19 protein-coding genes are annotated in these 21,849 nt (G+C 67.5%); 4 read left to right on the top strand and 15 right to left on the bottom strand.

The window, feature by feature from the left end; all coding sequences use genetic code 11:
- Positions 1 to 21: 21 nt before the first annotated feature.
- The 4 genes from infB to rimP all read right to left on the bottom strand — a co-directional run bounded on the left by infB (position 22) and on the right by rimP (position 5,247).
- Complete coding sequence (gene infB / locus J7I89_RS23290) at positions 22 to 2,937, bottom strand: translation initiation factor IF-2 (protein WP_214975471.1); 2,916 nt, start codon at positions 2,935 to 2,937, stop codon at positions 22 to 24.
- 152 nt (positions 2,938 to 3,089) lie between these two features.
- A complete protein-coding gene (locus J7I89_RS23285) occupies positions 3,090 to 3,422 on the bottom strand; it encodes a YlxR family protein (RefSeq protein ID WP_308160019.1) in 333 nt (110 codons plus the stop codon).
- Between the two features lie 227 nt (positions 3,423 to 3,649).
- Positions 3,650 to 4,627 (bottom strand): transcription termination factor NusA, encoded by a 978-nt coding sequence (nusA, locus tag J7I89_RS23280; RefSeq protein ID WP_214975467.1) that lies wholly within the window; start codon positions 4,625 to 4,627, stop codon positions 3,650 to 3,652.
- Positions 4,627 to 5,247, bottom strand: coding sequence for a ribosome maturation factor RimP (rimP, locus tag J7I89_RS23275; RefSeq protein ID WP_214975465.1), 621 nt, complete (start codon positions 5,245 to 5,247; stop codon positions 4,627 to 4,629). The genes nusA and rimP overlap by 1 nt, the downstream gene beginning before the upstream one ends.
- A 105-nt stretch (positions 5,248 to 5,352) precedes the next feature.
- Between rimP and J7I89_RS25855 the strand changes: the two genes are divergently transcribed.
- The 3 genes from J7I89_RS25855 (at position 5,353) to J7I89_RS23260 (ending at position 8,468) form a co-directional block, all read left to right on the top strand.
- Positions 5,353 to 6,495, top strand: coding sequence for a ferritin-like domain-containing protein (locus tag J7I89_RS25855; protein WP_214975463.1), 1,143 nt, complete (start codon positions 5,353 to 5,355; stop codon positions 6,493 to 6,495).
- 66 nt (positions 6,496 to 6,561) lie between these two features.
- Entirely contained in the window at positions 6,562 to 7,305 is a 744-nt protein-coding gene (locus J7I89_RS23265) for a VIT1/CCC1 transporter family protein (protein WP_214975461.1), read from the top strand.
- A gap of 56 nt (positions 7,306 to 7,361) precedes the next feature.
- Positions 7,362 to 8,468 carry an aminoglycoside phosphotransferase family protein gene (locus J7I89_RS23260; protein ID WP_214975459.1) on the top strand — a complete coding sequence of 369 codons (1,107 nt, stop codon included), beginning with the start codon at positions 7,362 to 7,364 and terminating at the stop codon, positions 8,466 to 8,468.
- Here the strand turns inward: J7I89_RS23260 and J7I89_RS23255 are convergent.
- From J7I89_RS23255 to J7I89_RS23205, 11 genes are all read right to left on the bottom strand, one after another.
- Positions 8,434 to 9,837 (bottom strand): pyridoxal-dependent decarboxylase, encoded by a 1,404-nt coding sequence (locus tag J7I89_RS23255; protein ID WP_214975457.1) that lies wholly within the window; start codon positions 9,835 to 9,837, stop codon positions 8,434 to 8,436. The genes J7I89_RS23260 and J7I89_RS23255 overlap by 35 nt on opposite strands.
- A 77-nt stretch (positions 9,838 to 9,914) precedes the next feature.
- Positions 9,915 to 10,709 (bottom strand): TSUP family transporter, encoded by a 795-nt coding sequence (locus J7I89_RS23250; RefSeq protein WP_214975455.1) that lies wholly within the window; start codon positions 10,707 to 10,709, stop codon positions 9,915 to 9,917.
- Positions 10,710 to 10,727: 18 nt separating this feature from the next.
- Entirely contained in the window at positions 10,728 to 12,539 is a 1,812-nt protein-coding gene (locus tag J7I89_RS23245; RefSeq protein WP_214975453.1) for a proline--tRNA ligase, read from the bottom strand.
- Positions 12,540 to 12,837: 298 nt separating this feature from the next.
- Positions 12,838 to 13,725, bottom strand: coding sequence for a GNAT family N-acetyltransferase (locus J7I89_RS23240; RefSeq protein WP_214975485.1), 888 nt, complete (start codon positions 13,723 to 13,725; stop codon positions 12,838 to 12,840).
- The gene (ispG, locus tag J7I89_RS23235; protein WP_078026403.1) at positions 13,688 to 14,854 is read right to left on the bottom strand and encodes a flavodoxin-dependent (E)-4-hydroxy-3-methylbut-2-enyl-diphosphate synthase; all 1,167 of its coding nucleotides are present in this window, start codon (positions 14,852 to 14,854) and stop codon (positions 13,688 to 13,690) included. The genes J7I89_RS23240 and ispG overlap by 38 nt, the downstream gene beginning before the upstream one ends.
- Before the next feature lie 37 nt (positions 14,855 to 14,891).
- Positions 14,892 to 15,185: a YciI family protein gene (locus tag J7I89_RS23230; RefSeq protein WP_214975451.1), complete on the bottom strand. Its 294-nt coding sequence runs from the start codon at positions 15,183 to 15,185 to the stop codon at positions 14,892 to 14,894.
- Positions 15,186 to 15,210: 25 nt separating this feature from the next.
- Positions 15,211 to 15,723, bottom strand: coding sequence for a hypothetical protein (locus J7I89_RS23225; protein ID WP_214975449.1), 513 nt, complete (start codon positions 15,721 to 15,723; stop codon positions 15,211 to 15,213).
- Positions 15,720 to 16,448, bottom strand: coding sequence for a MarR family transcriptional regulator (locus tag J7I89_RS23220; protein WP_214975448.1), 729 nt, complete (start codon positions 16,446 to 16,448; stop codon positions 15,720 to 15,722). Before J7I89_RS23220 ends, J7I89_RS23225 begins: the two co-directional genes overlap by 4 nt.
- A gap of 104 nt (positions 16,449 to 16,552) precedes the next feature.
- The gene (locus J7I89_RS23215) at positions 16,553 to 17,884 is read right to left on the bottom strand and encodes an RIP metalloprotease (RefSeq protein WP_214975446.1); all 1,332 of its coding nucleotides are present in this window, start codon (positions 17,882 to 17,884) and stop codon (positions 16,553 to 16,555) included.
- Between the two features lie 19 nt (positions 17,885 to 17,903).
- Positions 17,904 to 19,133 carry a 1-deoxy-D-xylulose-5-phosphate reductoisomerase gene (gene dxr, locus J7I89_RS23210; protein WP_214975444.1) on the bottom strand — a complete coding sequence of 410 codons (1,230 nt, stop codon included), beginning with the start codon at positions 19,131 to 19,133 and terminating at the stop codon, positions 17,904 to 17,906.
- Positions 19,134 to 19,187: 54 nt separating this feature from the next.
- Positions 19,188 to 19,931, bottom strand: coding sequence for a sulfite exporter TauE/SafE family protein (locus J7I89_RS23205; RefSeq protein WP_214975442.1), 744 nt, complete (start codon positions 19,929 to 19,931; stop codon positions 19,188 to 19,190).
- A 161-nt stretch (positions 19,932 to 20,092) separates the two neighbouring features.
- On the opposite strand from J7I89_RS23205, the gene J7I89_RS23200 reads away from it, so the two are divergent.
- A complete protein-coding gene (locus J7I89_RS23200) occupies positions 20,093 to 21,547 on the top strand; it encodes a lipase maturation factor family protein (RefSeq protein WP_214975440.1) in 1,455 nt (484 codons plus the stop codon).
- The last annotated feature ends 302 nt before the right edge of the window (positions 21,548 to 21,849 follow it).

Below are 21,849 nucleotides of genomic sequence, written 5' to 3'. Positions count from 1 at the left end.
CACCTGTAACGCTAGGACAACCTAGACGCGCGGCTTCTCGCGCATCTCGAAGGTCTCGATGATGTCGCCTTCGGTGATGTCGTTGTACGAGCCAAGCCCGATACCACACTCGAAGTCCGTGCGGACCTCGGTGGCGTCGTCCTTGAAGCGCTTGAGCGTCTCAACGGTGAGGTTGTCACCGATGATCTTGCCGTCGCGGCTGATGCGGGCCTTGGCGTTGCGCCGGATAACACCGGAGCGGACGATCGAGCCTGCAATGTTGCCGAACTTGGATGAACGGAACACCTCGCGGACCTCGGCGGTACCAAGCTGGACCTCTTCGTACTCCGGCTTGAGCATGCCCTTGAGGGCCATCTCAATGTCATCAATTGCTGCGTAGATGACGGAGTAGAAGCGCATGTCCACGCCTTCGCGGTCTGCCAGTTCGGCAACACGCTCGGCGGGCTTGACGTTGAAGCCGATGATGACGGCGCTGTCGACCGTTGCCAGGTTGACGTCGTTCTGCGTGATCGCACCGACACCGCGGTGGATAACGCGGAGCTGGACACCCTCGCCGACGTCGATCTTGAGCAGCGCGTCTTCGAGGGCTTCCACGGCACCGGAAACGTCACCCTTGAGGATGAGGTTGAGGGTGTCGATCTTGCCTTCGGCGACGGCCTGGTCGAAGTCTTCCAGGCTGATGCGCTTGCGGCGCTTGGCCAGGGCGGCGTTGCGGTCGGCTGCTTCACGCTTCTCGGCGATCTGGCGGGCAGTGCGCTCGTCAGCAGTCACGAAGAAGGTGTCACCGGCGCGCGGCACGTTGGACAGACCCAGCACCTGAACGGGGCGGGACGGGCCGGCCTCGGTCAGGGCGCTGCCGTCGTCGTCGAACATCGCACGGACGCGGCCGTGGGCCGTTCCCGCAACAATCGTGTCGCCGACCTTCAGGGTGCCGGACTGCACCAGGACGGTGGCCACGGAACCGCGGCCCTTGTCCAGGTTGGCTTCAATCGCGATACCGCGGGCGTCCTTGTTCGGGTTGGCGCGCATATCCAGGGCGGCGTCTGCGGTAAGCAGGACCGCGCCGAGCAGCTCGTCGATGTTCAGGTTCTGGCGGGCAGAGACCTCCACGAACATGGTGTCGCCACCGTATTCTTCCGGAACCAGGCCGTACTCGGTCAGCTGGCCGCGGACCTTGTCCGGGTTGGCGCCTTCCTTGTCGATCTTGTTCACGGCCACGACGATCGGCACGTTGGCCGCCTGGGCGTGGTTGAGGGCTTCAACGGTCTGCGGCATAACGCCGTCGTCCGCTGCGACCACCAGGATGGCGATGTCGGTGACCTTAGCACCACGGGCACGCATGGCGGTGAACGCCTCGTGGCCCGGAGTATCAATGAAGGTGATCTTGCGATCAACCTCTTCGTGGTTGTGCGTGACCTGGTAGGCACCGATGTGCTGCGTGATGCCGCCGTGCTCGCCCGCCATGACGTCGGACTTGCGGATGGCATCAAGCAGTCGGGTCTTACCGTGGTCAACGTGACCCATAACGGTGACTACCGGAGGACGGGCCTCAAGGTCTTCGTCGCCTTCCGCTTCAAGCTCGGCGTCGAAGTCGATGTCGAAGGTGCTGAGCAGCTCGCGCTCCTCGTCCTCCGGCGAAACGACCTGAAGCTTGTAACCAAGCTCCTCGCCGAGCAGTGCGAAGGTTTCCTCATCCAGCGACTGGGTAGCCGTTGCCATCTCACCAAGGTGGAAGAGCACGGTCACCAGTGCCGCGGGGTTCGCCTCGATCTTGTCGGCGAAGTCCGTGATGGACGAGCCACGGCGAAGCCGGACTACGGTGTTGCCGTCGCCGCGGGGTACGCTCACGCCACCCAGCGACGGGGCGCTCATCTGTTCAAGCTCCTGGCGCTTTGCGCGCTTCGACTTGCGCTGCTTGCCACGGCCTGCGCCGCCCTTACCGAACGCACCCTGGGTTCCGCCGCGACCGCGGCCGCCCTTGCCGAAGCCACCGCCGGCCGGAGCACCGCCACCGGCGCCGGGAGCACCGGTTCCGGGAGCACCGCCGGGACGACCCGGACCGCGTCCGCCGCCGCCCGGACGCCCTGCACCGGCCGGTGCGGGACGCTCAGTGCGGTTCGGCATCATGCCAGGCGTAGGACGGTTTCCGCCAGCGCCTGCCGGACGGGGAGCACCGGGACGCGGACCGCCGGCGCCTGCTGCCGGACGGGCACCGCCGGCGCCTGCCGGACGGGCACCGCCGGCGCCTGCCGGACGGGGAGCACCGGGACGCGGACCGCCGGCGCCTGCTGCGGGACGGGGGCCGCCGGGGCGGTCGCCGTCAGTGCGGCTGCCACCACGGGGCATGCCCTGGGATGTTGCAAACGGGTTGTTTCCCGGGCGCGGCGGACGTTCTCCGTCGCCCCCACGGCCGCGGGGCATGCCCTGGGACGTGGCGAAGGGGTTGTTGCCGGGGCGGGGACCACCGGGACGCGGAGCCGAACCGCCCTGGCGTGCTGCCGGTGCAGCCGGAGCTTCAGCCTTCGGTGCCGGGCGCGCGCCGGGCTTGGCGCCGGTCGACGGTGCTGCGGGAGCGCTGGCGGAAGGAGCTGCCGGAGCAGCGGCGGCGGGAGCAGCAGGTGCTGCAGGCGCGGCCGGGGCTTCAGCCTTGGCTGCCGGTGCCGGAGCGGGTGCCGCAGCCTTGGGGGCAGCGGGACCGGGAGCCGGAGCGGGACGTGATTCTGCCGCCTTGGCCGGCGCTTGTGGCGCGGCTGCGGGTGCTTCGGACTTCGAAGCCGTCGCGTTGGGGAAGGCGTTGCGGAGTTTCCGCACAACGGGGGCCTCAATGGTGGAAGAGGCAGAGCGAACGAATTCGCCCAGTTCCTGCAGTTTGGTTACTGCATCTTTGGAAGTAATACCGAGCTCTTTAGCAAGCTCATGTACGCGGACCTTGGCCACATTTCTCCTGTCTCGGTCCGCACCGAGCCAGGCACGAACCGTCTACTTCTTACTGCGGACCTCCGCCGCGAGTGCAGCTGAAAGGTCCATTGCAGAGCGCAACAAAGTTGTCATCGTTGCGCACTCATCGCTGGGAACTCATCGGGTTTCCATCAGTTTTCTGACCCGCTTTCAGGTTGGACGGTTGTTGCTGCGGCCACCGGGGTGTCCACGGCGTCCGTGCCTGCCGTGATCCGGCGTTCGACTGCGGCGGTTTCGGTTGCGCCCTTGAGGGCCCTTCCGAATGCACGCCGCTTGACCGCCAGGGCCAGGCACGCTTCGCTGGGGTGCAGCCATGCACCCCTGCCAGCCATCCGGCGTCGTTCATCCACTACGACGGCGGATGACCCGCCGGCGTCGGAGACGAGCCGGAGTAACTCAGACCGTGATCCTTTTTTCCGGCATCCGATGCAGGTACGCTGCGGCTGATTCCCGAGGTGTTGCACTGCTGCCACTTACGAGTATCTTCCTGCCTGTACATATCTGCCTGCCCGGGGGCCGGTTGCCGCCATTCGGCAGAAACGCGGGCACACACAGGCACACTGATGCCGGCTGCTAGGCACGGTCATGTTCTATTCTAGCCCCCAAGGGGCCCCAGACCGGAACTGCCCGCTGCAATCGCGGGCAGTTCTAGGTGCCGGTCCGGGCTGTGCCGGACTGCGGAGGAGTCCTTTTAGCCGCGGGGAGCGGCGGCGTCGGAAACGATGTCGATCCGCCAGCCGGTCAGCTTGGCAGCGAGGCGGGCGTTCTGGCCCTCCTTGCCGATAGCCAGGGAGAGCTGGTAGTCCGGCACCACCACACGCGCCGAGCGGGTCGCTTCGTCCGTGATGGTGACTGAATTCACACGTGAAGGCGACAGGGCGCTGGCGATAAACGTCGCCGGATCCTCGCTGAAGTCCACGATGTCGATCTTTTCGTCGTTCAGCTCGGTCATGACAGCCCGCACGCGGGAACCCATTTCGCCGATGCACGCGCCCTTGGCGTTGATGCCCGGCGTGTTGGCCTTCACTGCGATCTTGGTGCGGTGCCCGGCCTCGCGGGCCAGGGCAACAATCTCCACCGAGTGGTCGGCGATCTCCGGAACCTCCAGCTCGAAGAGCTTCCGTACCAGCCCCGGGTGCGACCGGGACAGCGTGATGGACGGCCCCTTGGTGCCGCGGTGCACGTCAATCACAAACGCGCGCAGCCTGTTGCCGTGAATGTACCTCTCGCCGGGTACCTGCTCGGGCGGGGGCAGCAGCGCCTCCACCGTTCCAAGGTTCACCTGGATCATGTGCGGGTTGTTGCCCTGCTGGATGGTGCCGGCAACGAGCTCGCCCTCGCGGCCCTTGAACTCACCCAGGACGTTGTCGTCCTCAACATCGCGCAGGCGCTGGAGGATGATCTGGCGGGCGGTGCTGGCGGCGATGCGGCCAAAGCCGGCGGGCGTGTCCTCGAACTCGCCGATGGGCGCACCGTCATCGTCGATTTCGGTGGCCCAGATGGTCACGTGGCCGCTCTTGCGGTCCAGCTCGGCGCGGGCCTTCTCAAAGGCGCCCGGCGACTTGTGGTAGGCAACCAGCAGCGCCTGCTCGATCGTGGGGATGAGGAGATCCAGCGGGATTTCGCGCTCACGCTCCAGGAGTCTTAGTGCGCTCATGTCAATATCCATCAGGCCTCCTCAGAAGGTCCATTGTGTTCATTTTCCAGACCGGCCTCGTCGAGGTGGCTGAACTCAATTTCGACTTTTCCGCTGCGGATCTTGTCGAAAGGAAGTTTTACGGGGTCGCCCTGCTTCGGCTTCATGCCTTTTTTCACTGCAATTTCGGGGACGATGGTCACCCCGGATTCGTCCACGGAATGGATCCGTCCCGTGACGTTCTCCTCGCCCTGGATGACCTTGACGCTCACCATGCGTCCGCGCGCGCGGTGCCAGTGCCGCGGCTCGGTCAGGGGCCGCCCCACGCCGGGCGAGGAGACTTCAAGGTCGTACGGGCGGCTGTCGGTGCTGGGGTCGCCGTCCAGGATGTCGGAGAGTTCCTTGGAGATGTCGGCGATAACATCAAGGCCGACTCCGCCAGTTTCTTCCTGGGGCAGGTCCACTACCACGTTGACCACGCGGTTGGAGCCTGCGATGTTGATGGCGACATCCTCCAGGTAGAGCCGGTGCGCCAAAACCGCGGGCTCAAGCAAGGCCCGAAGGCGTTCAGCCTCGGGATTGTGGACAGCCGCGGGCTCAGCCCTTCCCGCGTCGGTCCGGTCTGATGAAGTCGTGGCTTCTGCATTGCTCACGATGCCGGCCGCCTCCCGATAGATGATGTTGTGACTACTAGCGTAGCCATTTTCCGGCCGGGTTGGTGCACCGAGTTCCTTCCGGCCGTGACAACATGGTCTGTTGTGAAAGACGACACCAGGGAAAAAAGCAGGCCGCGGAACTATTTCCGATATGCCCTGCTGACCTTCACCGCGTTCCTGGTGTTGAGTCTCGGTTTTGCGCTGATTCCACGCGAAGCTCCGGAGCCCGCCGTACCGCCGTTTTCGGAGCACGCCCGGGCCTCGGCGCTGGCTGAAACCATGCGGCTGCGGACCGCCAGCCGCGAACTTGCCGAGGGCGCATCGGGGGCCCAGCGGCAGCTTTTCTCGCGGACTGTGACTTTGCTGACTACCCAGGCAAGAGCCCTGGTCCTCCCGGCCGATGACGGACCCGGCGGAGCGTCGGACCCCTCTTCGCCAGGTGCGGCTACAGGCACGGCTGCGGCTACAGGCACGGCTGCGGCCACCGCGGCTCCCGCGACCGTTCCGGCCCTGGTGGCCGGGCTGTCCGCCAGCGGCAAACAGCGCCTCGTCCATGCGGAAACGGCCGACGGCGGGATGGCCCGCCTGCTTGCCGCTGTGGGTAGCGCGCAGCTGCTTCAGGCGAGGGCCCTCGCCCAGGCGTCCGGGACGCCCGTCCCGGCACTGCCGGCCGCCCCCGCCCCGCAGCGCACAGCGGCGGACTCGTGCCCGGTGCCGGTCTCCCCTTCCGCGTCCGCACCGGTGCCGGCGCCAGCCTCCCCGTCCGCGCCAGGCGACGCGGGGGCGGCACCCGCCGAACCGGGGCCGGCGTCCCAGACGGACGCCCTGAACAGGGTGGTCCGCACCGAGGTGGAGACGGTCTACGGTTACCAGGTGGCGCTGACAAGGCTGGAAGGCCCCGCCGCCGAGCAGGCCTCGAGCCTGCTGGCCGTCCACGAGGCGCTCGTGGATGAGGCCGAGGGGTACAGCCGTGTCCATTGCGCGCCCATCCCTCCCCGGGATCCGGGCTATACGCTCGGCACCTCGTTCCTGAAAAAGCCCGCCGCGGGCCTGGCCAGCCTGGAGGCCGGGACGCTGCCGGTGTACGGCGACCTTGTGGCCCTGAGCGACGGCGCGACCCGGCGATGGGCCATCGCTTCGCTCCTCACCGCCGCCCAACGGTCCATTCGGTGGGGGTCCGACCCCGGCCCGGTTCCGGGAATCGTGCTGGACACCACCCTGTTGCCTGCGCTGCCGGAGGGATAGCGCCCGCCCCTCAGCGCGGCGGGCTGCCCTCTGGCAGCGTGACGCCCTGAGTGGTTTGCTGGAGGCATGGATTCAGCGGACAATTCGGCATTGACCCCTGACGGGCAACACGAAAATGAGCCCCATAACAACGACATCGTCCACCGCCTGAACTGGCTTCGCGCGGGCGTCCTCGGCGCGAACGACGGCATCGTGTCGGTGGCTGCCATCGTGGTGGGCGTTGCCGGCGCCACGAGCGAACACGGGACCATTCTCGCGGCAGGCGCTGCCGGTTTGGTAGGCGGGGCAGTATCCATGGCCCTGGGCGAGTACGTGTCCGTCAGCAGCCAAAGCGACAGCCAGAAGGCGATGATCGAAAAGGAGCGCCGTGAGCTCGCCGAGGAGCCCGAGGAGGAGCTCCATGAGCTCGCGGCAATCTACCGAAGCAAAGGCCTGAGCGAAGAGACGGCCAGGAACGTGGCGCGGGAACTGACCGCGCACGATGCGCTGGCGGCCCACCTTTCGGCCGAACTGAATATCGATGAGGAGGACATCGTCAGCCCCTGGCACGCCGCCTTTGCCTCGGCGATCGCCTTCACCCTTGGCGCGATCCTGCCCATGCTGGCCATCCTGTTGCCGCCGGAGAACATCAGGGTCGCGGTGACGTTCGGGGCCGTACTGCTGGCGCTGGCCCTGACCGGAGGCCTCGGGGCATGGATCGGCGGCGGATCCAAGATCCGGGCCGCGGCGCGGGTGGTGGTGGGAGGCGGGCTGGCCCTTGCCGCGACCTTCACCATCGGCAACCTGCTGGGGGCCAGCGGCATCGTGTAGCCCCGCTGGCTGGGGCGTCCCGCAGGACAGCCTGCCCGTCAACTACGCTGGAACGGATGAGCCAGCCACGAGACGTCCCCATTCCACCGGACCTGGCGCGCCGCTACGCCGGCAACAGCGCGGGCCGCGCCTGGCTGGCTTCCCTGCCCGAGATGATCCGCGGACGTCTGGAGCAGTGGCAACTGGAACTGGATCTCAGTCCCGGTGCGCTTCCGTGGAGCGGCCACGGCGGAATCGTTGTGCCTGTGCGGTCTGCCGGGACCGCCGCGGCGCTGAAGGTTGCCTTCCCCCACGACGAGGCCCTGGTGGAGCGCCATGCCCTGGCCCTCTGGGACGGGCACGGCGCCGTTCGCCTGCTCGCATCCGACGCCGGAACCTGCGCCATGCTGTTGGAGCGCCTCGATGCCGGCAGGTCGCTCCAGACCGAGACGATGGACACGGCCGTTGAGGTGTGGGGCGGGCTCATGCCGGATCTGAGCCTGGTGCCTGACGGCCGCCCCCAGTGGCGGGAATTTGTCCACGTCGCGGCGCGCGCGGAACAGTGGAGCGATGACCTTCCCGCCGAATGGGAACAGCTCGGCAGGCCATTCCCGCGGTGGCTCCTGGAAGCCGCCCTTGAGGTGTGCCAGACCAGGGGTGCCGTGGGCCGCCGTTCGGGCCGCGATGTGCTCGTCAATACGGACTTCCATTTCCTCAATATCCTGGCCCGTCCCGGCGCACCGGAGCAGCCCGGCCCGGGGAATTTTGCCGCCATCGATCCGCAGCCGATGGTGGGCGAGGCCGAGTTCGCCGTCGCGCCCCTGCTGTGGAACCGGATCCGGGACCTCCCCGCCGCCGATCCCGCGGCAGGGCTGCTCGCGCGGTGCCGCGACTTCAGCCTCGCCGCCGGGCTGGATCCCGAGGCCGCCCGCCAGTGGAGCATCGCGCGGGAGGTGGACAACGCCCTGCACTACGCCTCGAAGGCCGGGCACGGCGGCGATCTGGCCCGTTCCCTCTGGGTTTCCAGCACCCTCGCCGGCCGGACCCTCGACGGGCTCCCGGCCCCGCACGCCCTGCCCGAACCGGGCCAGGCGGCAGGATCGGCAGCGCCGGCAGCGGCGGCGGCGGCGCCCTTATATGGCCCGGCCATCAGCGGGCCCGGACCGCTTCAAGAGCCTGTTTGACGGCCCCGGCCGCGGTGTCGACGTCGTCCGCGTCGGTGGTCCAGTTGCTGACCGAGATCCGCAGCACGTCCCTGCCCTGCCAGCGGGATCCGGACATCCAGACCTTTCCGTCCGCCAGGATTCTCGCCGTCACGTCGCGGGTGGTGGCGTCGTCGCCGAAGGCGAGGCAAATCTGCGTGAAGTCCACATCGTTCAGCACCTCCACGCCGTCCAGGGCGGAAAGCTTTTCCGCGAGCAAGGCCGCCGAGGCCGCAAGCTGGCGGATCTGCGCGGCCACACCGTCGCTGCCCAGCGATTTCAGGGCGGCCCACACCGGCACACCCCTGGCCCTGCGTGAGAGTTCCGGGACTTTCTGGCTCGGATCACCCGCACCGTCTGCGTCCTGGATGAGGTAACTGGCGCTGACCCCCATGGCGCTCCGCATAGCCCGCGCGTCCCGCACGACGGCGACTCCGCAGTCGTACGGGACATTGAGGCTCTTGTGCGCGTCCGTGGCCCACGAGTCGGCCCGTTCCAGGCCGGCGGTCAGCCCGGCGAGTTCGGGGACAGCCGCGGCCCAAAGCCCGAAGGCCCCGTCCACGTGCACCCAGGCTCCGTGGGCCTTCGACACTGCGATGGCGGCGGCAAAGGGATCGAAGGCCCCGGAATGGACGTTTCCGGCCTGCAGGCACACCAGTATCGGGGCGGGTCCCGAACCAAGGGCACGGTCCAGGGCACAGTCCAGCTCCGCGGCGTCGATGCGTCCCTGGCTGTCGGAAGGGACCACGGTGGGGCTGCCCAGGCCCAGGTAGCGCAGCGCGAGGTCGATCGTGTCGTGCCGTTCCTCGCCGACGAGGCAGTGGATTCGCGGTGCGCCCGAAAGTCCGTCGCGGTCCACGTCCCAGCCCGCGTGCGCCAACAGGCGCCAGCGCGCAGCGGCCAAGCACGTGAAATTCGCCATGGTGGCACCGGTGACGAACCCGACGTCGGACTCCTCCGGCAGGCCCAGCAGCTGCAGCAGCCACTGGCCGGCTGCTTCCTCAATGGCCGCAATGGCTGGCGTGGCGTAGCGAAGTGCCGAGTTCTGGTCCCAGGCGCTGACAAGCCAGTCCGCCGCCATGGCTGCCGGGAGGGTGCCGCCGATGACCCAGCCGAAAAAGCGGCCCGACGGCATGGCCATGAGACCCGGTTCCGCATGCAGGGCAAGGTAGTCCACGACGTCTGCCGCAGGCATGCCGGAGCGCGGAAGTTCGCCGCCGAAGGCCGCCGCCAGTTCACCGGCCGCCTGCACCGGCCCCACCCGGCGGTCCGGCTGGCTTGCGAGCCACCTCGTGGCATGGCCTACGGCCGCATCAAGGGCCTCCGCATACGGTTCCGCACCGGCTGACATAGGGGCATGCTACGCCTTCCCCGGGCGGCCCGCGAGGGCCGGCCTGTCCCCGCCGGTGGCGTCACACGGACTGGCCTTCAGGCGAAGTTTTCCTGCCACACGTCGGCGCCGAGCTTGATGATCAGGGCAGCAACAACCGTCAAGAACACAACGCGAACAAACCGGCTCCCCTGCTTCACGGCCGTCCGCGCGCCCAGGTAACCGCCGGCCATGTTCGCCAGCCCGAGGACCAGGCCCACTCCCCATAGCAGCGACCCGTGCGGCAGGAAGAACAACAGGGCGCCCGCGTTGGTGGCCATGTTGACGATTTTCGCCTTGGCGCTGGCTTCGAGGAACGCATAGCCCATTGCCGAGACCAGCGCGATCACCAGGAACGAGCCCGTTCCGGGGCCGATCAGTCCGTCGTAGAAGCCGATCACGGCGCCGATGGTGCAGGCCACCACGTAGTGGGTGCCGCCGTCGTGCCTCAGTACCGTGAGGTGGCCGGCGTCGGGTTTGAGGGCGGTGAAAAGCGCGACGGCGACCAGCGCCACAACGATGATCGGCTTGAATACTTCGGCCGGCAGCCCGGCAGCCAGCAAGGCGCCGCCGAAGCTGCCGGCCAGGGCGATGACTGCCATGGGCAGCGCCGTCCTGAGGTCAGGCCGGACGCGGCCGTAGTACGTGACGGCGCTGGTGGTGGTGCCGAAGATGGACCCCATCTTGTTGGTGGCAAGCGCCTGCACCGGGGTAATGCCGGGGACGAGCAGCAGCGCCGGAAGCTGCAGCAGCCCTCCCCCGCCCACCACCGCGTCCACCCAGCCTGCAACGAATCCGGCCACCACAATCAGGATGAGAGTGGCGAGCTGGATCGACTCGAATCCCGAGACCACCCTGGCGGCTAAGGGGCGTCAGCTGCTGCGGACGGCGTTGACCACGAAGTCAACGGCCTTGTCCACGGCCACGTTTTCCGCCTCGCCGCTGCGGCGGTCCTTGATCTCAACGACGCCGTCCACGAGTCCGCGGCCGACGGCCAGGATGGTGGGCACGCCGACGAGTTCGGCGTCGCCAAACTTCACGCCCGGGGACACCTTGGGGCGGTCATCGTAGATGACGTCGAGGCCCGCGGCTTCGAGTTCGAGGGCGAGCTGCTCTGCTGCGGCAAAGATCTCGTCGCCGCGGCCGACGGCGACGACGTGGACATCGGCCGGGGCCACGGACCGGGGCCAGACGAGGCCCTTGCCGTCGTGGTTGGCTTCAGCCAGGGCGGCCACGGCTCGCGTGACACCGACCCCGTAGGAGCCCATGGTCACCACTACCTGCTTGCCGTTCTGGTCGAGGACCTTCAGCTCCAGGGCCTCGGCGTACTTGCGGCCGAGCTGGAAGATGTGGCCCATTTCGATGCCGCGGGCGGTCTCCAGCGGGCCGGAGCCGTCCGGAGCCTCGTCACCGGCGCGGACTTCGGTGCATTCGATGACGCCGTCCCAGCCGAAGTCGCGTCCGGCCACGAGCCCGAACACGTGCTTGCCGGCCATGTTGGCACCGGTCACCCAGGCAGTGCCGCTGACGATGCGCGGGTCCACCAGGTACAGGAGCTTGGCGGCCCCCTCCAGGCCAAGCAGGGGTGCGCCAACGGACATGCCCGGGCCGAGGTATCCCCTGACGATGAGGGGATTCTTGGCGAGGTCCTCGTCCCCTGCGGCTTCCACGGTGATCTCACCGGCGACGGGCAGGTAGGCGCCGATGTTGGCCTCGACGCGCTTGAGGTCGACACCGCGGTCACCCGGCACGCCGATGACCACGATCTGACGCTCACCGGTGGGCAGCGTCACGGCGAGGACCACGTTCTTCAGCGTATCGGCGGCGGTCCAGGCGCCGCCGTCGGCCTCGCTCCGGGGAACGAGCTGGTTGGCGGCGTCCACCAGGGTTTCAATGGTGGGCGTGTTGGGGGTGTCCCGGATCTCTGCGGCGGGAGCGTCCGTGAAGTCAATCTCGGCGGGCACCACGGTGGTGACGGCCTCAACGTTGGCTGCGTAGCCGCCGGCCGAACGAACGAACGTGTCCTCGCCGATCTCGGTGGGGTGCAGGAATTCCTCGCTCCGTGAGCCGCCCATGGCCCCGGCCGTGGCCGCCACCGGAATGACGTCCAGGCCCAGGCGCTCGAAGATCTTCAGGTACGCGGCGCGGTGCGCGGCGTAGCTGGCGTCCAGCCCGGCGTCGTCGACGTCGAAGGAGTAGGAGTCCTTCATGATGAATTCCCGGCCGCGCAGCAGGCCGGCACGGGGGCGGGCCTCGTCACGGTACTTGTTCTGGATCTGGTAGATGCTCAGGGGCAGATCCTTGTACGAGGAGTAAAGGTCCTTGACCAGGAGGGTGAACATTTCCTCGTGGGTGGGGGCCAGGAGGTAGTCCCCGCCCTTGCGGTCCTTGAGCCTGAAGAGTCCTTCGCCGTACTCGGTCCAGCGGTTGGTGGCCTCGTAGGGCTCCTTCGGCAGCAGCGCAGGGAAGTGCACTTCCTGGGCGCCGATGGCGTCCATCTCCTCGCGGATGATCCGTTCGACCTTACGCAGCACGCTCAGGCCGAGGGGCAGCCACGTGTAGATGCCCGGCGCGGCACGGCGGATGTAGCCGGCGCGGACGAGGAGCCTGTGGCTGGCCACCTCTGCGTCGGCGGGATCTTCACGCAGGGTGCGCAGGAACAGCTTGGAAAGTCTAAGGACCACGGGTCGGTATCCGTTTCTGGGGAAAGTGCTGATTGTCTGGGTACTAATCTACCGGCAAGGCGGCGCCGCGGCTTCCGCGGCCCGGGCGGCGGAGCCGCGCTACAGAAGAGCCACGCCCCACAGAGAAGCCCCTGGCCGTCTCCGGCTGGTCATCCCTGTGGCGGCGTGGCTCCGCGGCCGGTCATGCCGCTAATTCTCTGAGACCATCCGTGCCCGGAGGACACGGTTAGGTAGAACCTATGTGATGCCCGTCACCGATTCAAGTCCGCAGGCCCGAATGGGCCCGCGGGCAAAGCCGTCAGAACAACACCGTGGCGAACGTCCCGACCTGGCGGAAGCCGACCCGTTCATACGTGGCGCGGGCCCGGGAATTGTAGTCGTTGACGTAGAGGCTGGTGATGGGCGCTATCTTCTGGGCCAGCAGCACCACGGCGGCCATGTAGCCCGAACTCAGGCCGAGCCCGCGGTAGCTCGGGTTCATCCACACGCCCTGGACCTGGGTGACTTCCGACGTCACCGCCCCGAGCTCGGCCTTGAACACCACCTCGCCGTCTGTCAGGTGGACCAGTGAATGCCCCTGGCGGATCAGCCCGGCCACCCTTCGGCTGTAGAAGTCGCGTCCGCCCAGGTACGGCGAGTAGCCCACTTCCTCTTCGAACATCGCCGCGCAGGCGGGCAGGATGGTGTCGAAGTCGGCATATTGCCCGAACCCCAGCTGCCAGTTCGGTTCAACGGCCGGCGGTCCGGCAATGGTCATGAGCGGCTGGTCCGGCCGCACCTCGTGAGCGGCGTGGCCCATCTGCTCCAGATGGCTGTGCAAGGCAAGGACGGTGTGTGCCGGGCCGAAAATGGAGGCATACCGGCGGCCGGAGCGGTGGGCTGCGGCCGCCACTGCCCCGGTAAACCCTGGCTGAAGCTGGACGGGAACCAGGTTGGCGCCCGCCCAACAGGCACCCACCAGCAGGCCGTCATCAAAGACACCCAGGACGTTGGCGCCCCCGGGAGTCGGGCCGGCCGTTCCGGTGGATTCCAGGTGCGCAAGGATGAAGACATTCGCCACGGGATCCGCGCCGGCCAGCCCGCGCAGTGCGGCCGTGTCCGCGCCGCCGAGTACCCGGACGGTCACACCGTCCGGGTCGGTTCCGTCCTTATGAGACGCTAACCACGGGGCTACCCTTGACAGCATCTTCGCCATCGGCCTCCCCCATCTCTTCCGCGATACGCATGGCCTCTTCGATCAGTGTCTCAACAATCTGGCTCTCGGGAACAGTCTTGATGACCTCGCCCTTCACAAAGATCTGGCCCTTGCCGTTGCCGGAGGCAACGCCCAGGTCCGCTTCCCGTGCTTCGCCCGGGCCGTTGACGACGCAACCCATGACGGCGACGCGCAACGGGATCTCCATACCTTCGAGTCCGGCGGTCACCTGCTCGGCCAGCGTGTACACGTCCACCTGCGCGCGTCCGCACGACGGGCAGGAGACGATTTCCAGTTTGCGGGGACGCAGGTTCAGCGACTGGAGAATCTGGTTGCCCACCTTGATCTCCTCAACCGGCGGGGCGGACAGGGAGACGCGGATGGTGTCGCCGATGCCGCGTGAAAGGAGTGCGCCGAAGGCCGTGGCGGACTTGATGGTGCCCTGGAACGCGGGGCCGGCCTCGGTCACACCGAGGTGCAGCGGCCAGTCGCCCTTCTCGGCAAGCATCTCGTAGGCCGCCACCATGATGACGGGGTCATTGTGCTTGACGGAGATCTTGAAGTCGTGGAAGCCGTGCTCCTCGAACAGGGAGGCTTCCCAGACGGCCGATTCAACCAGGGCTTCGGGCGTGGCCTTGCCGTACTTCTTCAGGATGCCCGGCTCGAGGGACCCGGCATTGACGCCGATGCGGATGGACGTGCCGTGGTCCTTGGCCGCCCTTGCGATTTCCTTGACCTGGTCATCGAACTTGCGGATGTTGCCGGGGTTGACGCGCACGGCGGCGCAGCCGGCCTCGATGGCCGCGAAGACATACTTGGGCTGGAAGTGGATGTCCGCGATGACCGGGATCTGGGATTTGCGGGCGATGATCGGAAGCGCCTCGGCGTCATCCGCCGACGGGCAGGCCACGCGGACAATGTCGCAGCCGGACGCCGTCAGTTCCGCGATCTGCTGCAGCGTGGCGTTGATGTCCGTCGTGGGGGTGGTGGTCATCGACTGCACACTGATGGGCGAATCGGAACCGACGCCCACAGAGCCGACTTTGATCTGGCGCGTCTTGCGGCGGGGGGCAAGGACGGGCGGCGGTGCGGATGGCATTCCCAGGCTGACCGAGGTCACGTGGACTCCTTGTATCGAAGGTCGGTAGGTGGGGCGGCTAGGCTGCGTGCTCGGCCAGGAGGCCGGTCAGCGGCGCCCACTCAGTGGTGCGTGTGCCGGAAATGACGCCGGCCGCCGCGAACGGGTCCTGCCGGAGGATCTCGTTCAGCGCGTTCTCGTCGGCCGCCTTGAAGATGAGCAGTGCGCCGGCGCCGTCACCGTAGGGGCCGCTCGCCAGGATGGTCCCGTCCTCCGCCAGCCCTGCGGTCCATTCACGGTGCGCCGGGCGGCTGGCAGCGCGGGCTTCGGAGGACTCGGCGTCGTATACGTACTCAACAGCAAAAACAGTCATACAGATACCCTATCCCCCAGCCGGCCTACCCGAGGAGCACGACCTTCGTGAAAGCGGCGACTCCGGCCGCCCACAGCATGGAGGCCAGGGTCCCAATGATGAAGCGCTCGGCCGCCACCGGAGTCTCCTTCAGCTCGGCGAAGCGGCCCAGGCCCTTGATGGCCACCACGTAGGCAATGGCCACCGGCTGCCCGGTGAGAATGGCGAGGCATACTGCCAGGCGCTCCAGCACTCCGATGATCGCCCCGCCCCGGAGGATGCGCACAGTGGGCACCGCCGCCGTCGCGTCGCCGTCCACCGTAATATCGCCGTTCACGGTGTTTCCACGGTTCACGTGTTCAGCGTCAATGTGTTCACGGTTCACGTTTTCAGGATCCACAGTGACGTCGGCCGAGGGATCATCGGCAGCGTCCCCGCCGGCGGCGACGGCATCGGCTTTGTCGTCGATGGTCCGGGCCAGCCTGAACACGAGCGCTGTCACGGGCCAGCCTACGAAACCGGCCGTCAGCAGCGCTGCTGCGATCCAGAGTGCGTTCACCGTTCTCCTCGGTTGCTTGCGTCGGGGCTGACGGTGTCGGGGATCAGCCCATGGGCGGTTGCCAGCAGCATTTCCGCCGCAGGCCTCGCCGCCCATTCTTCCTGCCATCCGGACCTGAGGACGGCGCGGCTCACCGACTGGTCGCTGATTCCCAGTTCCCTGGCCACCTGCTTTTGCAATCCATGCCGGCCGGGATCCCGCTCGTTTTTGGCGCGGAGCGCGTCCACCACCCTCCACTGGGCTTCGGTCCGTTCCCGGACCAAGCGTCCGATGAGCCGCAGCACAGCCTCCGCGTTGGCGCAGGCCCTAACCCCGGCATCACCGCTCCCGGCATCACCGCTCCCGGCGCCACCGCTCGGGGAGGCAGGCAGGCCGCGCCGGGCGCCCCCGGAGACCACGGCCAGGGGGACGTGGCTGGCGGCGGCCTTTGCCCGGTCCACGGCCTGGCGCGCCGCAACGAAGGCGGCTCCGGATCCTTCGCGGAGGCTGGCCGTCGGCGGCAGGTTCACCGGCCCGACGCCAATGCCCACGTACCAGAGGCCGCTCCGGAGCGCATGCAGGGCCACGTCCACCACGGCCGCGGGGTCGTCCAGGACGCCCTGGACTTCGTCGCCCACCGAGCGCTCGAACCGGGCACTGGGGAACCGCTTTAGGCCGTCGAGGAATTCGGGCACCCTGTCAATATCGGTACTGCTGCCTCGCTGGTCGATGGTCATGACGTACATGCATCAACCTTAGGCGGCTCAACTTCTAACATCAATCATTTTCAGCTGATTATCTAAAATCATCCAAAAAGAGCTGAAATAGCAATATCAGCGCCTAAAGGGTGCTAACCGAAGAGGTTCACCGGTTTTACGATGTCCGCGTAGATCAGCAGCGCACCCATGCCCATCAGGAGCGCGGCCACCACATACGTCGCGGGGAGCAGCTTCGCGATGTCGAAGGCTCCCGGATCCGGTTTGCCGAGGAGCTTGGCCACGCGCCGCCGGACGGCTTCGTAAAGCGCTCCGGCGATGTGCCCGCCGTCGAGCGGCAGCAGTGGCACCAGGTTGAAGACCGCCAGCGCGAAGTTCAGTCCGGCCAGCAGGCCCACCAGGGCCGCGAGCCTGGACTGCGCCGGGACTTCTTCCATAGCGGCAACTTCGCCGGCCACCCGGCCCACGCCAACCACGCTGATGGGTCCGTTCGGGTCCCGTGGTTCCTCGCTGAAGGCAGCCTTCGCCACCCCGGCCACGCGGGCGGGGAGATTGAGGATGACGCCGGCAACCTGCTTGATGTTCTCCCCCGCCATGGGCAGGACGGTCGACGCCGGCTGCGGCACCAGCGCCGTCTGCGCACCGATGCCCAGGAAGCCGACGTCCTGGTACATCAGGTTCCCGGCGTCGTCCTTGGCCTGCCGGCCGTCGGCGCCGACCACCGGCCGGGCCGAAAGCACCGGCGTGACGGTGCTGGTTACGGGCGAACCGTTCCGCTGCACGGTGATGCTGACTTCCTTGCCGGCCGAGGCGCGGATCCACCCGGTCAGCTCATCCCAGCTTGTCACCGCCTTGCCGTCGAACGAGGTGATGACGTCATTGGGCCTGAGCTGCGCGGCGGCGGCTGGAGTCAGCTTGCAGTCGGCTGAGTCCGGATCGACGGTCTCCCCCGCTTTCACTTGGCACTTGGAGACATCGGCGATGGTGGTTGTGGGCTCGGCCAGGCCGAAGCCCATGAGCATCACTGCGGTCAGCACCAGGCCGATCAGGAGGTTCATCGCCGGACCGCCGAGCATGACGATGATCTTTTTCCAGACCGGGAGCCGGTAGAACACGCGGTTCTCGTCCCCGGGGCCGACTTCCTCATGGGCCACGGAGCGGGCCTCGGTGGCCAGCGTCTGGAACATGCCGGTGCTGGAGGGACGCACGGAGCCGTCCTCCTTGTTGGGCGGGTACATGCCGATCATCGACACGTAGCCGCCGAGCGGCAGCGCCTTGAAGCCGTATTCAGTCTCGCCCTTTTTCGTGGACCAGATGGTGGGGCCGAAGCCGATCATGTACTTGGTGACGCGCACCTTGAACAGCTTGGCGGGCAACAGGTGGCCCACCTCGTGCAGGGCGATGGAGGCTGCGATGCCGACGGCCACAAAGACGACACCGATGATGAAGAGAATGACGGGACTCATGCTTTCGATCTGCTGCTTCCTAGAGACTGCTCACTGCTAAACGTTCGTGCGTGCGTGCACGTGCCCACTTTTCAGCATCCAGCACGGACTCGACCGTTAGCACGGAGGAACCCGGGTGTTCGCTGAGTACGGCTTCGATGGTATCCACGATGTCCGTGAACCGGATCCTGCCCGCATGGAAGGCCTTGACGGCCTCCTCGTTGGCGGCATTGAACACGGCCGGGTAGGTGCTCCCCTGCTTCGCCGCGTCCTTGGCGAGGGCGACTGCCGGGAAGGCGCTGACGTCCAGCGGTTCGAACGTCCAGCTGGTTGCCTGCGTCCAGTCGCAGGGCGTGGCCGCCTGCGGAACGCGGTCCGGCCAGCCAAGCCCGAGAGCGATGGGCAGCCGCATGTCCGGCGGGGAGGCCTGGGCGATGATGGAGCCGTCCACAAACTGGACCATGGAGTGGACCACGGACTGCGGATGGACCACGACGTCGATCCGGTCCAGCGGAATGTCGAAGAGCAGGTGCGCCTCGATCACCTCGAGTCCCTTGTTGACCAGGCTGGCGGAGTTCGTGGTGACCATCAGGCCCATGTCCCAGGTGGGGTGGGCGAGGGCTTCCGCCGGGGTGACGGCCGCGAGCTGCTCGCGGGTCCGGCCGCGGAACGGCCCGCCCGACGCCGTCAGGATGAGCCTGTCCACTTCGGCGGCGGAGCCGGAACGCAGGCACTGGGCAATGGCCGAATGCTCCGAATCCACGGGCACAATCTGCCCGTCCGCGGCGGCGGCTTTGACGAGGGCGCCGCCCACGATGAGCGATTCCTTGTTGGCCAGCGCCAGCGTGGCCCCGGATTCCAGGGCGGCCAGCGTCGGTGCCAGGCCGATGGACCCGGTGATGCCGTTGAGCACCACGTCCGCTTCCACGGCGGCGATTCGGGTGGACGCGTCCGGGCCGGTGATGATCTCCGGGCGGTACCCAGCCAGCCCGGCTGCCCGTGCGGCGTCGTCGATCAGATCCTGGAGGCGGCGGGGATCCCCCTGGGCCGTGCCTACCGCGGCGGCTTTCGTGTGCACGGCCTGCCGCGCGAGGAGTTCCAGGTTGCCGCCGCCGGCGCTCAGTGCCACCACCTCGAAAAGGTGTGGGGCGCCGTCGACGACGTCAATCGCCTGGGTGCCGATGGAACCGGTGGATCCGAGGAGGACGATTCTGCGCGGCTGCCCTGTCGCTGGACGGCCGGCTGGACGGCTGGAGCCCGAAGTCTGCATGGCTTAAGTATCCCGCACCGCTGGCTGCCTCCGGACGGGCGGGGCGGATCCGGACTAGCCGAGCGCGAGTTCGAGAACGCCCTTGGACACGGTGGATACCGCGCCGGCGTACGCGATCACGACGACGATCTTCCGGACGAAGCCCGGCTGCACCCTGCCGGAGAGCAAGTCGCCGGCGACGATGCCGAGGATCATGGCGGCAAGGATGCCCAGCCACTGCCAACCTTCCAGGGCCGGAAGGTGGCCGCCGGAGAACAGGTATTTGCACAGCAGCGAGGACAGCCCCGTGGTGATGAAGTAAGGCTGCAGGGTGGCGCCGAAGCCCCTTTGTTCCCAGCGCGTGACGATGGCATACGCGGTAATGGCCGGGCCGCCGACCCCGGCGGCCGCGTTCATGAGCCCGCTGGAAAACCCCAGCGCCACTATGGGGGCCGGGCCGCTGGCCCGCCATGAGCTGCGGTTCAGCCGCTGGGAAGCCAGCAGTCCCAGGATCAGGAGAACTCCGATGCAGATCTCCAACGGAGCCTCAGGGACATGGCTGGCCAGCCAGGCACCGGGCACCACGCCGGTCAGCGCGGAAGCCGCAAGGCCGAAGTAGCGCCGCCACTCGACGTGCCGCCAGACCCGCGACAGGATCAGCAGAGATGAGGCGGCACCGCAGAGGTTGATGATCATCACGCCGTCGAACGGCCCCAGGAGCACCACCAGGACCGGTGACACCAGGAGGCCGAAGCCCAGTCCGGCCAGTCTTTGCGCCAACGCCCCCGCGACAACCACGATGAGCACCAGAGCAAACATGGTTCGATCCTAGTGCCGCACGGGACATCGCCCTCACCGGCGGTGATCCTGCCCGGCTGTGATCCTGCCCGGCGGTGATCCGCGCCGGACGCCCCGCCCAGCGCCGTGAGGGCTCCCCCTGACTGCCTTGACGGGTTTCCCGGCAGGCGTAACGTGGAACCGTGGACTGGGCTTCCTGGTTCGACGCGCCGGACTATGAATTCGCCCGGCAAGTGTTGCAGCGCGGCGTCGCCGCGCTCTATTTCGTCGCGTTCCTGTCAACCCTGAACCAGTTCCCTGCGCTGCTCGGCGAGCGCGGCCTCCTTCCCGTCCCGGACTACCTGGAGGGTTTCAGCAGGCTGCAGCGGCCTACGCTCTTCCGCTGGCGTTACTCGGACCGGCTGCTCCGCGCCGTCTGCGGGACGGGGCTGGCCATCTCCGCCGTCCTGGTTGCCGGACTGCCGCAGACAGGGCCGCCGTGGCTGCCCATGATCGCCTTCCTGGCGCTGTGGCTGCTGTACATGTCGATCGTCAACGTGGGGCAGACGTTTTACGGCTTTGGCTGGGAGATGCTGATCCTCGAGGCGGGCTTCACCGTGGCTTTCCTGGGGTCCGACCAGACAGATCCCCCCCGGACCATCCTGCTCCTTGTGGCGTGGCTGGTGTTCCGGCTCGAGTTCGGCGCGGGCATGATCAAGATCCGCGGCGGCCGGGAGTGGCGGGACCTCACTGCCCTGTACTACCACCACGAGACCCAGCCCATGCCGGGTCCCCTGAGCCGGCAGGCGCACCTCCTGCCGAAGCCCTTTCACCGGCTGGAGGTGCTGGGCAACCATTTCGCCCAGCTCGTGGTGCCGTTCTTCCTGTTCGCCCCGCAGCCGCTGGCAAGCGCCGCAGCGGGCATCATCATCTTCACCCAGCTGTGGCTCGTGGCCAGCGGCAATTTCGCGTGGCTGAACTGGATAGCGATTGTGCTGGCCTTCGCCGCGGTCAGCGACCCCGTTGCCCACGCAGTCCTGCCGGTCATTCCGCTGGACTGGCACGCGGCCGGCGGCGGCCGGCAGACGCCGCTGTGGTGGCTCATCCCCACGCTCGCGGTCACGGTGCTGCTCCTGGTGCTCAGCTACTGGCCGGTCCGAAACCTGTTCTCGCACCATCAGCTGATGAATGCCAGCTTCAACCGCTGGCAGCTCGTGAACACGTACGGCGCCTTTGGCACGGTCACGAAGCAGCGGATCGAGGTGGCCGTGGAGGGCACCAAGGACGAAGATCCCGACGAGTCGGCGGACTGGCGGGAGTACGAATTCAAGGGCAAGCCCGGGGATGTGCGCAGGCTGTCCCGCCAGTGGGCACCGTACCACCTGCGGCTCGACTGGCTGATGTGGTTCCTGCCCCTGCGCACCGTGCACGAGGAGTGGTTCTACGCGTTCCTGGAGAAACTGCTGAAGGCGGACAGGACGGTGCTGCGCCTGCTGCGCGTGGATCCGTTCGACGGCGAGCGCCCCCGGTGGGTGCGCGCCCGGACCTACCTGTACCGCTTCTCCAGCCGCGCCGAATTCCGCGAGACAGGCCAGCGCTGGATCCGGACGCCGCTGTATGAGGCCATCCCGCCCCTTTCCCTCCGGCGCGGGAGCTGACCAGGCGGGGAGGAGCGGACCGCCGCGGCGGCGGTCCGCCGGCCGGAGGACGACGCCAGGAGGACGACGCAGCCTTAGCCTTGATCCACCGATGTTGATTGGGTTTCGGTCGGCGATTTAAACCGAGAATGCCCGCCTTTTCAAGGAAAATGGAGCTTGTCTAGAACCCATTGACCACCGAAAAGAGGGCATCTCGTAGGTGCAAGTTTCCCATAAACCATCCGCGGTGTCAGTTTCCTTCGACGAGCCCAACCTCGTGTCGGCTGCCGGGCTGCTGCCGGTCATGACGCTGGCCCGGGACG

Source organism: Arthrobacter sp. ISL-5 (assembly GCF_018613835.1).
In the GTDB taxonomy this organism is placed as follows: domain Bacteria; phylum Actinomycetota; class Actinomycetes; order Actinomycetales; family Micrococcaceae; genus Arthrobacter.
Note: the sequence above shows the minus strand (reverse complement) of the source record. Positions and strands in the feature narration are given on the sequence as shown.

What these genes read in the sequence shown, in the direction of transcription:
- dxr (WP_214975444.1), bottom strand. Translation starts at nt 19,133, where the DNA reads ATGCAGACTTCGGGCTCCAGCCGTCCAGCCGGCCGTCCAGCGACAGGG.
- nusA (WP_214975467.1), bottom strand. Translation starts at nt 4,627, where the DNA reads ATGGATATTGACATGAGCGCACTAAGACTCCTGGAGCGTGAGCGCGAA.
- J7I89_RS23255 (WP_214975457.1), bottom strand. Translation starts at nt 9,837, where the DNA reads ATGTCAGCCGGTGCGGAACCGTATGCGGAGGCCCTTGATGCGGCCGTA.
- J7I89_RS23220 (WP_214975448.1), bottom strand. Translation starts at nt 16,448, where the DNA reads ATGTACGTCATGACCATCGACCAGCGAGGCAGCAGTACCGATATTGAC.
- J7I89_RS23215 (WP_214975446.1), bottom strand. Translation starts at nt 17,884, where the DNA reads ATGAGTCCCGTCATTCTCTTCATCATCGGTGTCGTCTTTGTGGCCGTC.
- J7I89_RS23265 (WP_214975461.1), top strand. Translation starts at nt 6,562, where the DNA reads ATGGATTCAGCGGACAATTCGGCATTGACCCCTGACGGGCAACACGAA.
- J7I89_RS23205 (WP_214975442.1), bottom strand. Translation starts at nt 19,931, where the DNA reads ATGTTTGCTCTGGTGCTCATCGTGGTTGTCGCGGGGGCGTTGGCGCAA.
- J7I89_RS23240 (WP_214975485.1), bottom strand. Translation starts at nt 13,725, where the DNA reads ATGCTGTCAAGGGTAGCCCCGTGGTTAGCGTCTCATAAGGACGGAACC.
- J7I89_RS23230 (WP_214975451.1), bottom strand. Translation starts at nt 15,185, where the DNA reads ATGACTGTTTTTGCTGTTGAGTACGTATACGACGCCGAGTCCTCCGAA.
- J7I89_RS23260 (WP_214975459.1), top strand. Translation starts at nt 7,362, where the DNA reads ATGAGCCAGCCACGAGACGTCCCCATTCCACCGGACCTGGCGCGCCGC.